The organism is Emticicia soli (genome assembly GCF_037860775.1).
Classification (GTDB): domain Bacteria; phylum Bacteroidota; class Bacteroidia; order Cytophagales; family Spirosomataceae; genus Emticicia; species Emticicia soli.
Genome location: NZ_JBBEWC010000005.1, coordinates 132,813 through 145,873 on the forward strand (window position 1 = coordinate 132,813; position 13,061 = coordinate 145,873).

12 protein-coding genes are annotated in these 13,061 nt (G+C 37.5%); 6 read left to right on the top strand and 6 right to left on the bottom strand.

From position 1 onward, the window contains the following. Positions 1 to 75: 75 nt before the first annotated feature. The 5 genes from WAE64_RS08445 to WAE64_RS08465 all read right to left on the bottom strand — a co-directional run bounded on the left by WAE64_RS08445 (position 76) and on the right by WAE64_RS08465 (position 4,430). Positions 76 to 705, bottom strand: a complete 630-nt coding sequence (locus WAE64_RS08445; protein WP_340235847.1) for an alpha/beta hydrolase — start codon at positions 703 to 705, stop codon at positions 76 to 78. An 18-nt stretch (positions 706 to 723) separates the two neighbouring features. Further along, the gene (locus WAE64_RS08450; RefSeq protein WP_340235849.1) at positions 724 to 1,662 is read right to left on the bottom strand and encodes a ring-cleaving dioxygenase; all 939 of its coding nucleotides are present in this window, start codon (positions 1,660 to 1,662) and stop codon (positions 724 to 726) included. 157 nt (positions 1,663 to 1,819) lie between these two features. Continuing rightward, a complete protein-coding gene (locus tag WAE64_RS08455) occupies positions 1,820 to 2,989 on the bottom strand; it encodes a transglutaminase domain-containing protein (RefSeq protein WP_340235851.1) in 1,170 nt (389 codons plus the stop codon). Positions 2,990 to 3,055: 66 nt separating this feature from the next. Beyond that, positions 3,056 to 3,634 (bottom strand): Crp/Fnr family transcriptional regulator, encoded by a 579-nt coding sequence (locus WAE64_RS08460; RefSeq protein WP_340235853.1) that lies wholly within the window; start codon positions 3,632 to 3,634, stop codon positions 3,056 to 3,058. A 25-nt stretch (positions 3,635 to 3,659) separates the two neighbouring features. Beyond that, positions 3,660 to 4,430 carry a M15 family metallopeptidase gene (locus WAE64_RS08465; RefSeq protein ID WP_340235855.1) on the bottom strand — a complete coding sequence of 257 codons (771 nt, stop codon included), beginning with the start codon at positions 4,428 to 4,430 and terminating at the stop codon, positions 3,660 to 3,662. A 116-nt stretch (positions 4,431 to 4,546) separates the two neighbouring features. On the opposite strand from WAE64_RS08465, the gene WAE64_RS08470 reads away from it, so the two are divergent. From WAE64_RS08470 to WAE64_RS08480, 3 genes are read left to right on the top strand one after another with little or no spacing between them, the layout of a single operon-like run. After that, positions 4,547 to 5,782, top strand: a complete 1,236-nt coding sequence (locus WAE64_RS08470) for a nucleoside recognition domain-containing protein (RefSeq protein ID WP_340235857.1) — start codon at positions 4,547 to 4,549, stop codon at positions 5,780 to 5,782. 4 nt (positions 5,783 to 5,786) lie between these two features. Further along, positions 5,787 to 7,742 carry a sensor histidine kinase gene (locus WAE64_RS08475; RefSeq protein ID WP_340235859.1) on the top strand — a complete coding sequence of 652 codons (1,956 nt, stop codon included), beginning with the start codon at positions 5,787 to 5,789 and terminating at the stop codon, positions 7,740 to 7,742. Further along, positions 7,739 to 8,383, top strand: a complete 645-nt coding sequence (locus tag WAE64_RS08480; protein ID WP_340235861.1) for a response regulator — start codon at positions 7,739 to 7,741, stop codon at positions 8,381 to 8,383. The genes WAE64_RS08475 and WAE64_RS08480 overlap by 4 nt, the downstream gene beginning before the upstream one ends. Before the next feature lie 496 nt (positions 8,384 to 8,879). Here WAE64_RS08480 and WAE64_RS08485 read toward each other — a convergent pair whose 3' ends face one another. Then, complete coding sequence (locus tag WAE64_RS08485; RefSeq protein ID WP_340235863.1) at positions 8,880 to 9,731, bottom strand: glycoside hydrolase family 16 protein; 852 nt, start codon at positions 9,729 to 9,731, stop codon at positions 8,880 to 8,882. Between the two features lie 79 nt (positions 9,732 to 9,810). Between WAE64_RS08485 and WAE64_RS08490 the strand changes: the two genes are divergently transcribed. Genes WAE64_RS08490 through WAE64_RS08500 form a run of 3 tightly spaced genes read left to right on the top strand, consistent with a single transcriptional unit; the run spans position 9,811 to position 12,993 of the window. Next, complete coding sequence (locus WAE64_RS08490) at positions 9,811 to 10,707, top strand: hydroxypyruvate isomerase family protein (protein WP_340235865.1); 897 nt, start codon at positions 9,811 to 9,813, stop codon at positions 10,705 to 10,707. An 8-nt stretch (positions 10,708 to 10,715) separates the two neighbouring features. Continuing rightward, complete coding sequence (locus WAE64_RS08495; protein ID WP_340235873.1) at positions 10,716 to 11,927, top strand: hypothetical protein; 1,212 nt, start codon at positions 10,716 to 10,718, stop codon at positions 11,925 to 11,927. Positions 11,928 to 11,955: 28 nt separating this feature from the next. Next, positions 11,956 to 12,993, top strand: coding sequence for an SMP-30/gluconolactonase/LRE family protein (locus WAE64_RS08500; protein ID WP_340235875.1), 1,038 nt, complete (start codon positions 11,956 to 11,958; stop codon positions 12,991 to 12,993). The last annotated feature ends 68 nt before the right edge of the window (positions 12,994 to 13,061 follow it).

The following is a 13,061-nucleotide window of genomic DNA, read 5'->3' on the forward strand; positions in this document are numbered from 1 at the left end:
TTTCCGCAAATCTAAAAAAACTATTTTAACACAATACTATATTCTTAGCTATTATCCTGTTGATTTTAAGGAAAATTAACGAAAGTGCTGTTGATACCAATCAACCGAAAACCGTAGGTCTTCTCTTGTAAGTGCATGCCCTACCGACAAACTATGGTTGGCTACATTAAACCCTGCCGTTTTAAGAATATTTACAAAACTTACTGTATCGGCCTGGCTAATGGTTGGATCCATAACCCCATTGCTCATAAACACAGGTGTATTTGTGGCATTCTTTAGCTCAGCGTCTATTTTCTTAAAGGGTTGCATAGGTCGGTAAAGAATAGCACCAGCCAGAAACTCAGGATATAATACTAATGTACTGCCTGCTATATTGGCACCGTTCGAATAGCCTAAAGCGATAATCTTTGTGCTATCAAAATCTTCTTTTACGGCTAGACCTTTTATAAAATCAACCATTTCGTGTGTACGAAAAGTTAAGTCCTGCTCGTCGAAAATACCCATGCCTAAGCGTTTAAAGAAACGAGGCATACCGTTTTCTGATACGTTCCCTCTAAGACTTAATATATTAAAGTCGTTGCCAAACTCTTTAGCAATCGGGAGTAGGTCTTGTTCGTCGCCGCCTGTACCATGCAAGAGCAAAAGGGTATTTGCTCCTGCATTTTTGGCTGGCTGATAAATATATTTTAATGCTTTAAAATCCATGATATAAGCCAGTTTAAATTAATCTAATTTCACCAAGTGTTCTTCTATCTGTTTTCTACGAGGCTCGTATTGCGCAGGTAGTTTAAGATTTTTACCTAGTTCTTCCAAAGGTTCGTCAACTGTAAAGCCAGGATTATCGGTTGCGATTTCGAACAACACTCCACCAGGTTCTCTGAAATAAAGCGAGTGGAAATAATTACGGTCTATCTGCGGTGTAATATGAAAACCTAGTTTTTCTATTTTTTCATGAAACTCCATTTGAGTAGCATCATCTTTTACCCTGAACGCAATGTGGTGTACTGTGCCTCCAGCCCCTAAGCCTCTGGCTTCGTTTGGTAGCTCAACCAAGTCAATGATATTGGCAGTGGCTACTGCATCAGTAGCATAACGGTAACGGTTAGCCTCTTGTGCAATAAGTTTATAACCAAATATCTCGGTAAGTACCAAAGCAGTAGGCTTAATGTCGTTGAGCGTAATAGTGGTGTTATAAAACCCTCTTGTTGCTACATCGGCTTTTACCTCTTCAGTTTCATAAGGTTTTCTGGTATCAGGGGTTTTGGGCTCAATTAATTCTAATTTTAAACCATCAGGGTCTAAAAAAGTAAGATATCTCTCACCAAATCTCTCAGATGGTTTGTTATATATCACATTGTATTTTTTGAAACGTTCTACCCAGAAATCCAGACTTCCGGCTGGTACGGCATAGCCAATCTCGGTGGCCATTCCTGCGCCACGTTTGCCTTGTCTTACTGCATTACCCCAAGGGAAAAAAGTAAGAATTGTGCCAGGTGTACCTTCTTCGTCGCCAAAGTAGAAGTGGTAAGTTTGAGGGTCATCAAAGTTTACGGTTCTTTTAATAAAACGTAAGCCTAATACTTTTGTATAAAAATTGAAATTGCGTTTGGCATCTCCAGCTATCGCTGTTATGTGGTGGATACCTAATATTTTATTTTCCATTGTTATAAGTTTTTTAGAATTCAAAAATGTTTGTATCTCAAATCTCAATGCTGTTGTTGCTGATTTGATGATACAAAGTTGCACCCTTGAAAATTGAAAAACATTGAACTAGGACAAGAAAAACAAAATCGGTAAAAAAAGTAGTAAAATATTTATTCTACTTTTTAGCAGTAGATTTCTTTTGGTAGGGCTCTAGCTCTTTAATAGTAGCAGTTAAGGAGTTTCGTTCTTGTATCAGATAATTGTTGACTCTTTTTATTTCTGCAATCTCGGCAGGTATATCTTTTATTGGAAATGAATCAAACGGATTATGTACTTGAGTCAGTTTAGTTACATGATAATTATAACGTTTAATGTAGAATTCAATTTTTGCGAGTCTTTCAAATAATTCTTTTTTTCTCGGTAAAATTTTCCCTGCCATTTCTTCAATGTTTTTGTTACCTGCGTTTAAGCGCCGATTCAGGTTGCTGTAATAAGAAATCTCTTCGTACATGGGTAGGAAAAAATAACCGCAATATTCAAAATGCCCTACAAAAGCATATTCTTTAACTTTAATAATCCGATTTAAACTACTTATGAAATTTTTCTCGGCACTATTTTTTTCATACTGTTTCAAAGAATCTACATAACTAAATACAATGCTACTACTATTAGTGGTTTTATTGAACTTTTGCCAGTCGGCTATAGAAAGAATAGAAGTTTGCAATTGCCAAAGCGGATCAAGCGGATAATGTGTTTCTAAAAATGTCTCTGGCTCTTGCATTAAAAATATGTAATCGTACTTATCGGGACTTTTGTCTTTCATTCCTTGCTGTATACCCGAGTCCCATGTTGGGTCGGCTAAATACCACTTATCCGATAACCTGAAAGCCACCCATGCATGATTAGGTGTAGGAGCAGCTAAACTATCAGTGCGGCCGTAGCCTTTTACAACTGCATTCTTAATGCCAACCGCATTACACATAGCAGAAAACAAATAAGCATAACCCAAGCAAATAGTTCTCTTTTTATTCAGTATCTCTGAACAAGTATGTAAAGGTTTTAGCTTACTTAAATCTCTGGATGCTGTAGAGTTACGAACATACATTGAATTTTTTATGTTTTCGTAAAGAACAGAATCGTACGAAATGTTCTGTGTAATCCAATCATAAATGGCTAACAGTTTTAGAGAATCGCCAGATAAATTTTCAGTTATCTTTAGCGCAATTTCTTTGGTCAATGGTGTATCATCAAACTTCTCGATAGGAGATGTTGGACTAACCTGACTGAATGATTGATGAAATACAAAAAGTATACAAAATAGAACAAGGATAGATGTTTTATTCATGGTTTGACGAGAATTGTTTTTAGTCTAAGCGTTTTTGGTAATTTATTAATATAAACGTGGTTCTACCTATTTCTTCGCCAGTTTAGTTCTAACCTTACTCAGAAACTCAGGCGAAAAGCCCAGATAAGAAGCAATATAATGTTGCGCTACCCTTTGTGGAATAGTAGGGTAACGCTCTATGAAATCAAGGTATTTTTCTACGGCAGTGGTAGCAATGGTCTGAAACAGCCGCTCTTGCAAACGGGTAAGATTCCGTTGTACCATCAATCTGAACATCCGTTCAAATTTGGGTACTTGCATTAAGAGTTTTTCTTTGGTTTCGGGCGATAGCAGGAATAACTCACAGTCTTCAAGGGTTTCAATAAACATATTGCTTGGCTTTTGTTCATGAAAACTGGCAATATCGCTCACCCACCAATTTTCAATAGCAAACTGCAAGGTTACTTCTGCTCCCTTTGGGTCTATATAATAGGTACGGATACAGCCTTTTTTGATAAAGGCTTCAAACTTGCATATTTCGCCTTCTTGCAGCAAAAACTTCTTTCGGGCAATGTTTTTATATTGAAGCAGCGCATTAAATTGAGCTATTTCCTCATCGCTGAAATCGGCATAACGGCTAATGGCTGTATTAATTTCTTCGAACATAAGCTTACAATTTTCGGAAGATTATTTATTCAACAATCTTATATAATTCTTTAGCTCTGGCTCTAGAAATGGCGTTGAAATGCCACCATTCGCTTTCTATGCGCATATACCCAGCTTTTTGCATGGCATTGCGCAATACCAATCTATTGGCAATTTGTTGTTTGGTCAATTTGCCTTCTCTTAGCATCTGGTCTTCTAATGACGGATACGCCAGATCACCAAAGTAATCATATTTTGTACCCATGTCTAAAGGTTTCTGGGTATCAAGGTCATACACGGTTAAATCTACTGCCGAGCCAAAATTATGGATAGAACCCTCAGCCGGATTCGCTACAAAATCGGCTCTTTTAGCTGGCGGAATTGTATCTAACAAAGCCCAGAATTTATGTTGCACTGTAAGTGGGCGAGCACCGTCATAGACCAAGAGTCTATAATTAGGGTATTGGCTTTGTAAGAATTTGCTGGCTTTAGCGAGCATTTCGGCTGGCTTTTGCTGCATATATGCCCGTGTCAGGTCGCCGTATACGTCGGTATGTACAAAATTATCAGTAGTAGAATATTTTAATTCAACCATAATAGTTGAGTCAATTGTCTGTATATTTACTAAGCCCTGGTCTATCATTCTTTGTTCTAATTCCGGAATAACCTCTTCTTCAATAACAGCTACGGTGTCGGCCTGTATCTGGCTTGTATCTACCTTTATTGTATCGGCCGATTCGGTATTTGTTTGAGATGTACAGCTCATTATCATGAGCATAATGAATGAGATTCCTAAAATTAGCCTTAGTTTTGCCATAGAATGATTTGTTATGTGTAATTTTGAGTTTTGATAAAAATCATAAACAACTTCATTAATAAAGTATTGGTTTATTTTTATCTTGCCAACAAATTTAACCCTAAAATCTCATATTTATGGCATTAAACTACATTTGGGTAGGTTTTTTTCTTATTGCTTTTGTTGTTGCCCTTATCAAACTCATATTTACAGGCGATACTGAGATATTCAAACTGATAGTTGATGGTATGTTTGATTCGGCTAAGCTGGCGGTTATGGATATTGCTTTGCCACTAGCAGGTGTGATGACTTTTTTTCTGGGAATACTAAAAGTAGGAGAGGAGGCCGGCGTGATAAGAAGATTAGCCAGAATCATCGGGCCGTTCTTCAGCAAGCTATTCCCCGAAGTACCTAAAGACCACCCCGCCAATGGACAGATGATTATGAATTTTTCGGCAAATATGTTAGGTTTAGATAACGCTGCTACCCCTTTTGGTTTAAAAGCCATGCAGAGTTTGCAAGAACTAAACCCAAATAAAGATACTGCCAGCAATGCACAAATAATGTTCATGGTATTACACAGTGCAGGCCCGGTGCTTATACCTTTAAGTATAATGGCACAAAGAGCTATTTATAATGCCGCCGACCCATCAGATATTTTTATTCCTGCCTTAATATCGGTTTATGTGGCTACCCTTACCGGAATGTTGTTTGTAGGGATACGCCAACGGATTAATTTTTTTGATAAAACCTTACTTTCGTGGCTGCTGGGTGTAACAGCTTTTATTGGCTTTGTAATTTGGTATTTTGCCCGATTATCGAAAGAAGAAATCGAGACTACTTCAAAAGTAGTAAGTAATATGATACTACTGATATTTATTGTGGGTTTTATAGGTGGGGCGGTATATAAAAAGGTAGATGTGTTTTCGGCTTTTATTGATGGCGCAAAGCAAGGCTTCGAAACCTCTGTAAAGGTAATACCCTATCTGGTCGGAATGCTGGTGGCTATCAGTGTTTTTCGTAATTGTGGTGCATTAACTTATATAGTAGATGGTATGAAGTGGGCATTTGGGCTTACAGGCATCAATACCGATTTTACTGATGCTTTGCCTACAGCACTTATGCACCCGCTGAGCGGTAGCGGCTCAAGAGCCATGATGATAGATGCCATGAAAACCTACGGAGCCGATTCTTTTGTAGGACGTTTATCGTGCGTATTTCAGGCTTGTTCTGATACCATATTATATATATTAGCGCTGTACTTTGGTTCGGTTAGTATCAAGCATACACGTTACACATTAGTTGCAGGCTTGCTAGCAGATTTTGCCGGAGTAGTTACGGCTATTGTTGTATCTTATATATTCTTCCACTGATACCATGAAATTACCAGTCGTTTCACGATTATCTCAATCTTTAAGGCTGGTAACAAAGGTGCTATGCATATTGCTACTAGTGGGTGCCAGGCTTTCGGCGCAAGATACAACTGGCATTATTAGTATAAAGTATGATGGCAACTGGCAGAAAAAGAATATGCCAATGGGGCTCTTGTATTTGCAAGATAAAAGCAATGCACTTACACTAGAAAAAATACTTGAGTTTCCGAAGAATTTCAGGTTCAAGAAAGCCTACGGAAATGCGCCTACTTTTTGGGCAAAGGGTAATGCTTATTGGTTTAAGTTTAATCTTAAAAATGCTACCAACATCAATCAGGCTTTTGCTATAGACTTACCTACACCGCTTTACGATGAGGGCCGATTGTATCTGGTAGTTGATAATAAAATAATTAATGAGCAATATTTATCCTGGGATACTCCACAGCTAGATAGACCCATTAAACATAGAAACTTTATTTTCCCGTTCACCCTCAAAGCCAATCAAGAGGTAACGTGTTATCTAAAACTCCGAAAAGAAGTCGGCTCTATATGGGTACCTATCACTATCTGGGAACGAGACGCCTTCGATTATTACTACTACTCAGCCGACTACCATATCTGGGGTTTTGTAACGGGTATATTACTGTTTGTAAGCTTTTTCTCTTTTTTATTGCTGTTTTCCTTTAAAGATATGCTCTATTTTTATTATGGAGTCTATGTTATAATGGCGCTCGGCTTTATCAGTACTAATCAAGGCTATTTTATCCGCTTTTATGTCGATGGCTCGTTCGGCGTGGCAGGTAACAGAATGAGGTATGTCTGTTCGTTATTATTTTTGATATCAGGTCTGTTGTTCATTCGTAAATACCTCCGTTGGGATTTGCTCAAAAACTCGGTCTTCAATTATACTACCTGGGCTTTAATTGGGTTGCTTGTAGGCATGATACTATTCTTGTATATCGACCGCCTGCTTTTTAAAGATTCCCTATTTCATTCAAATAGTGCGTTGGTAAGTGCTATACTAAGCGTAGTTTTCTGGTTTCCTACCTTATATGTTATTTTCGGCGCTATTTACTGTGTCATGATTGAGCACTTTGCCAAAGAAGCATTTTACTTTCTGCTGGCCAATTTGCCTATTGCAACTATTGTTTTTCATTCTTCATTGAGCAATTATGAATTGGTAAATGGTAGCCGTCTGGCTGAGATTGAATATTTTGCAGGGGCATTTCTGATAGAAATTGTGGTACTTATGGTTTTGTTGGCCTATAGGCTTAAAGCTATGCAGGATACTGCCGAACGACTCTTTGCAGAAAAAAGCATAGCACAGCAACAACGAACAGAAGCTATACTCGAAGCCGAGGAGAGAGAAAGAGTAAGAATTGCCCGTGATTTACACGATGGTATCGGCCAGATGCTTGCCGCTGCCCGCATGGCTTTAGGTAATTTTCTTGCCAAGAAAAAAGTAGAAAACGAGCATATACAAAATTCGCTTGACCTGCTGGAAGAAAGCATTAGAGAAATTAGAGAAATATCGCATAACATGATGCCCGGGGCATTAACCAAATTAGGTTTATCAACAGCCTTAAAGCAGTTTGTCAATAAAGTTAATGCTTTAGATGGTTTACAGATAGAACTGCAAATAATAGGTTTAAAAGAGAGACTGAACGAAAAAATAGAGATGATGCTCTATAGGGTTGTGCAAGAAATATTAAGCAATATTATTCGCCATGCTGAGGCTACCAAAGTAAGTATTGAGCTGGTAAAGCATGAACACGAATTAGTTTTGGTTGTTGAAGATAATGGAATAGGATTTGACAGCGAAGAGGTTAAAAACCATGGAATTGGAATTAAAAATGTAGCTACAAGAGTGGAATATTTAAATGGAAGTGTTAATTTTGATTCTGCAATCGGGAGAGGGACAAGTGTAATTGTTGAAATTCCCCTGATTCATTCTAAATGACTGCCGCCAAACTCAAAATTCTTATAGTAGACGATCATCAAATACTGATCGACGGTATTGAAGCTATGCTTCAAGACGTCGATAATTTTGAAGTTGTGGCAAAATTGCTGGATGGTAAATTAGCTTTATCTTATCTGACAAATAATGAGGTAGATATTTTACTTACAGATTTATATATGCCTAGAATGACTGGCATAGAGTTGACCCAAAGGGTTAAAAAGGAATTTCCCGATGTGAAGGTATTGGCTTTGTCGGTTTCTTATGATGTATCAATAGTACATGATTTAATGGATGCGGGCATATCAGGTTTTATTCTGAAAACAATTGGCCGCAACGAACTGATTGAGGCCATAAACGAGATATCGAAAGGCAATGTGTATTTTAGCAGAGAGGTATCGAATGAAATATTAAGAAGTCTTGCTAATAGAAATGACTCAGAAGAAGAAACCTATAGACTTACTGATAGAGAAATTGAAATTCTGAAATTGATTGCTCAGGAATTTTCTAATGCCGATATAGCCAAACAATTATATATTTCGGAGCGGACGGTTGAAACGCACCGGAAGAATATTTATCGGAAAACAAACACAAAAACCATTGTTGGTTTAATAAAATATGCCGTAGAACGAAAACTAATTTAGGTATCTACGTACTGGTACGGATAACACCCGTAAAAAATACCCTGAAATGGGTATTGGCAGATAACAAGCGCTTTGCGATATTTGCATTGTAAACACACACTTGTTATAGCCATGAGATTTACTTCTAAATGCTACCTTTAACTTAACAAATAAATAACACTTATTTTCCAACCTTTTTTCGGAAATTGGAGTCTTAAGATGAAACAAAGTAAAGTTAGCATGAAGAAGATTTTTTACGAATATTTTGATGAAATTGTTGTCGTGATGATTTTTATTGCTATTATTGCAGTAAATGCGTGTAAAGCGTAAGGCAAAATGCCATAAAATCACCGGCCCGTTCGTTTAAACCAACGGCTCGATGATTTTAATAATCAACAGCAGTTTGACGAGAGCAAAAGCAAGAGTCATCTGATTCTTGCTTTTCTTATTTCATCAATTGTTAGTGTAAAAATGCCTTTTAATTAATGCTTTTCCCGCTCTCCACTTAAACTAAGTTCTATTTTTTTATGGCCTGGTAGACTCTCACATAGTCTACCTCCATGCGCTGAGGAAATATACTATCATCAATCCCCTTCTGACCGCCCCAGCCGCCACCAATAGCCATATTTAATATTAAGTGAAACTTTTTATCGAACGGCCATTCTGCCCAGCCATAATTGCTTTGCTTGGTAAATGTAAAATACTTGTTGCCATCAATCTCGATACTAATGGTATCGGGTGTCCACTCACAGGCATAAATATGAAAACCATCTGATACCCCCTGCACAACTACATTATTTCCCTTATTAGTCTTGATAGTATGGTTAAACGCCTTGGTATGTATATTACCATGCACACGGTCTTGGTCGAAACCTACGTGTTCAATAATATCAATTTCACCATTATCAGGCCAGTAATTGGCGCCGTAAGATTTCTCGGTGGGTAGCATCCAGCCTGCAGGCCATGTGCCTCTACCTTTCGGAAGCTTGGCTTTTATTTCAAACCTGCCATACAAAAAATCGCCTTTACCTTTGGTTACCAATCGAGCAGAGGTGTAGTCGTTACTTTCAAATTTTTCTTTTCTTGCTTCAATAGTAAGTACACCGTTTTCTACGCGCGAGTTTTTCAAATCATTGGTATAATACTGTTTTTCTGCATTTCCCCAACCATTTCCGCCAGTATCGTAGCTCCATTTTTTAGGGTCGGGTTTACCAGTATAATCAAATTCATCAGCCCAAACAGGCGCTGAGGTGTCAATTACGTATTTAGAAGGGGTAGAAACAGTGGTATCGTTGTCCTGAATTTTCTGACAGGAAATGTAAATTGCCAATACCGACAAGCTAAAACTGAATACAAATAATTTTTTCATATGGAAGAATAGATTAAAAGAGTGATTTTATACATTTGTATACATTCAACCCTTCATATTTTTTAATAACTTCAAAAGTATGGAAAATTCAAACTCTCGCCGTAATGCTATGAAAAAAATTATTGGAGGTGCCGCTACAGTGGCCGTGGCCGGGGTAGTTGCTTCTCGGATTGCTGCTGCCGACCTTGGTATAGGCAGTGCACTTAAAGGAAAAATCAACCACTCTGTTTGCCGATGGTGCTATGACTCTATCCCGCTTGAAGACCTTTGTAAATCTGCTACAAGTATAGGTCTCGAATCTATCGAATTATTGAAAGTAGAAGAATTTGAAACCGTTAAAAAGCATGGATTGACTTGTGCAATGGTTTCGAGTACTTCTGACGATTGGGGAATTGTAAAAGGCTGGAATAAAAAAGAACACCACCAAGGCCTGGAAAAATGGCACAAATACCTGATAGACGAAACCGCTAAGGCTGGGTTCACTAATTTGATATGTTTTTCAGGTAATCGTGATAAAGATGTAAACGATGAACAAGGCATGCTAAACTGTGCCGAAGGCTTGAAAAAAATAATGGCATACGCCGAAAGCAAAAAAGTTGTGCTGGTAATGGAACTTTTAAACAGTAAGATTGACCACAAAGATTATATGTGCGACCACACCAATTGGGGTGTTGAGCTATGCAAAATGATTGGGTCTGATAATTTTAAACTGCTCTACGATATTTACCACATGCAAATTATGGAAGGAGATGTAATCAGAACTATTAAAGAAAATCAGAAATACATAGCGCATTATCACACAGGCGGTGTGCCGGGCCGACACGAAATAGACGAGACACAAGAACTCTATTATCCGTCGATTATGAAGACCATTGCCGATACAGGTTTTAAAGGTTTTGTAGCGCAAGAATTTATTCCTGCCCGAAAAAACAAGCTGGAGTCGTTGAAACAAGGTGTTGGTATTTGTGATGTGTAATGAAACCCATGCGCAAATTTTTAAAGATAGTCTTTAGTATTTTTCTTTTGCTTCCTACAGTTTTCTTTATCCATTTAAGTTTAAGGTTATATTATGAACCCCAATACACGATTGATGGCAAAAGGGCTTATAATCAGGCTATTATTAAGCAAATACATTTTCTGAAAGATGAAATTAGTAAAGGGAAGGCAAAAGAAATGCAACAGATTTTTCCCGAAGGTTTTATATTCTTTAATGCAATATATGGTTTGACATGGTGTGAACTTATCAACAAAAATGATTTAACGCACCCTTTAGCAAAAGAAGCTATAAACGAAATTGATAGGGCAATAAAAGAGGTTAATTCTGAAGAGGGTAAAAGAACTTTTGAGAAAAATCTGCCAGTTGAGTATGGCGCTTTTTATCAGGGTTGGACAACGCTGCTTTTAGGTAAAAAACTAGCACTTATTGATTCTGCTCAATGGAACTCGACAGATATTGAAAGTTTTACATCAAAGTGCGAAAACATTGCCGATGCCTACATTGCCAATGATTTTACTTACCTAAAATCATATTCATCAGGCACATGGCAGGCTGATAATATAATATGTTTGGCTGCATTGGCTTTGCATGATAAACTTTTTGAGCCCAAATATACTGAAGTTATAGGCAAATGCATTGAGCACATTAAGGCTAATCTTGATACGCATACTGGTTTAATTCCACATTCTTTAGATGAAGAGTTTCCAAGAGGCTCTTCTCAAAGTTTAATAAATGTTTTTCTCCCTGAAATTGATTCAGTATTTGCCAGAAGAATGTATGGAAAGTATAAGGAACATTTTCTAGAACGTCGTTTAGGACTAGTGGCTATTCGTGAATTTCCTAAAGGTCATGCAGGTATTGGCGACATAGATTCAGGTCCTGTTATTTGGGATGTAGGCGGAGTAGCTTCGATAGTTGGTATTAAAGCAATGGCTTTACATAAAGATTGGGCTACAGCAAAAAGTCTGCGGAATAATATAGAGGGTTTGGGCTATCCTGTTTGTTTCAACCAACAAAAAAAGTACTTCTTTGGTGTTTTCCCAATGGCTGATGCCTTTATAGCTTGGGCTAATGTAAGTTTGCCAGAAGATAAGGTACAAAATGAAGCGAATAGTAAAATGACGTTTTTGCTAATTGCTATGCTAGCAGTTAGCCTGATTATTTGGATATTTTATATAATGTGGAAGAAAGAGAAATAAACTTAAGATAACTTAACCCCATTAACTTATGAAACGCTGGATAAAAATTACCACAGTACTGCTACTGTTAATAATACTATTTGTTCTTAGAACCGTATGGAACTCTGGATTTTTCACAACCATAGAGCCCCATTTTGAGGGAAAAGTAACAGAAATAAAAGGTTTCAATGGGGCAGAGGATATAACTATCGATAATGCAACAGGATTGGCTTTAATTTCCTCAAGTAGTTTTGATGAAAATGCGCCCAATGGAAAGATATATTTACTCAACCTGAAAGATAATGTACTCAAGCCTGTTTCTTTAACAGATTCTTTGTCGTTAACTGATTTTCATCCGCACGGCATTAGTTTATATCAACCGGCCGAGGGAGCTAAACAATTGTTTGTGGTTAATCATACAAAAGCAGGGGCTTCTATTGAGATATTTCAATTTACTGATAGCAGCCTGATTCATAAAGAGACTATCAAAAATGACTTATTCATAAGCCCAAATGATATTGTGGGTGTAGGTGAAAGACAATTTTATCTTACTAACGACCACGACGAGAAAAAATCATGTTGGCGCTCAAAAAAAGACTTATTGCAAGTTCCGATGGGAAATGTTTGCTATTATGATGGTAATAAAGCAAGTATCGTGGCCGATGGTTTTTTATATGCCAATGGTATTAATATGAGCCAGGATGGTAAAAAAATGTTTGTTGCTGCCACCACAGGAAGAAAAATAGTGATTTTTGACCGTGATATTGCCACCGGAAATTTAACCGAAAATAGCGAAGTGCCTGTAAATGGTGCCGACAATATAGAGCTTGATGAATCAGGCGATTTATGGGTAGGTTGTCACCCCAAACTATTGGCTTTTCTGGCACATGCTAAAAACCATTCGAAACTATCACCGTCAGAGATTGTTAAAATTTCTCTTGAAAACGATAAACCTATCGTTACAAGTGTGTACCTCAATGACGGAACGCCACTTTCAGGCTCAAGTGTTGGAGCTGTATGGAGAAATAAGTTGCTTATAGGCAGCGTTTATGGCGATAGAGTGCTGATGTGTTCCTGGAGAAAATAGAATTTATAATTCAGATAATTTTTTAAAGCGTTAAGGTTTATGAATGGCTTTAGCGCTTTTTTGTTTTC

What these genes read in the sequence shown, in the direction of transcription:
- WAE64_RS08445 (WP_340235847.1), bottom strand. Translation starts at nt 705, where the DNA reads ATGGATTTTAAAGCATTAAAATATATTTATCAGCCAGCCAAAAATGCA.
- WAE64_RS08450 (WP_340235849.1), bottom strand. Translation starts at nt 1,662, where the DNA reads ATGGAAAATAAAATATTAGGTATCCACCACATAACAGCGATAGCTGGA.
- WAE64_RS08455 (WP_340235851.1), bottom strand. Translation starts at nt 2,989, where the DNA reads ATGAATAAAACATCTATCCTTGTTCTATTTTGTATACTTTTTGTATTT.
- WAE64_RS08460 (WP_340235853.1), bottom strand. Translation starts at nt 3,634, where the DNA reads ATGTTCGAAGAAATTAATACAGCCATTAGCCGTTATGCCGATTTCAGC.
- WAE64_RS08465 (WP_340235855.1), bottom strand. Translation starts at nt 4,430, where the DNA reads ATGGCAAAACTAAGGCTAATTTTAGGAATCTCATTCATTATGCTCATG.
- WAE64_RS08470 (WP_340235857.1), top strand. Translation starts at nt 4,547, where the DNA reads ATGGCATTAAACTACATTTGGGTAGGTTTTTTTCTTATTGCTTTTGTT.
- WAE64_RS08475 (WP_340235859.1), top strand. Translation starts at nt 5,787, where the DNA reads ATGAAATTACCAGTCGTTTCACGATTATCTCAATCTTTAAGGCTGGTA.
- WAE64_RS08480 (WP_340235861.1), top strand. Translation starts at nt 7,739, where the DNA reads ATGACTGCCGCCAAACTCAAAATTCTTATAGTAGACGATCATCAAATA.
- WAE64_RS08485 (WP_340235863.1), bottom strand. Translation starts at nt 9,731, where the DNA reads ATGAAAAAATTATTTGTATTCAGTTTTAGCTTGTCGGTATTGGCAATT.
- WAE64_RS08490 (WP_340235865.1), top strand. Translation starts at nt 9,811, where the DNA reads ATGGAAAATTCAAACTCTCGCCGTAATGCTATGAAAAAAATTATTGGA.
- WAE64_RS08495 (WP_340235873.1), top strand. Translation starts at nt 10,716, where the DNA reads ATGCGCAAATTTTTAAAGATAGTCTTTAGTATTTTTCTTTTGCTTCCT.
- WAE64_RS08500 (WP_340235875.1), top strand. Translation starts at nt 11,956, where the DNA reads ATGAAACGCTGGATAAAAATTACCACAGTACTGCTACTGTTAATAATA.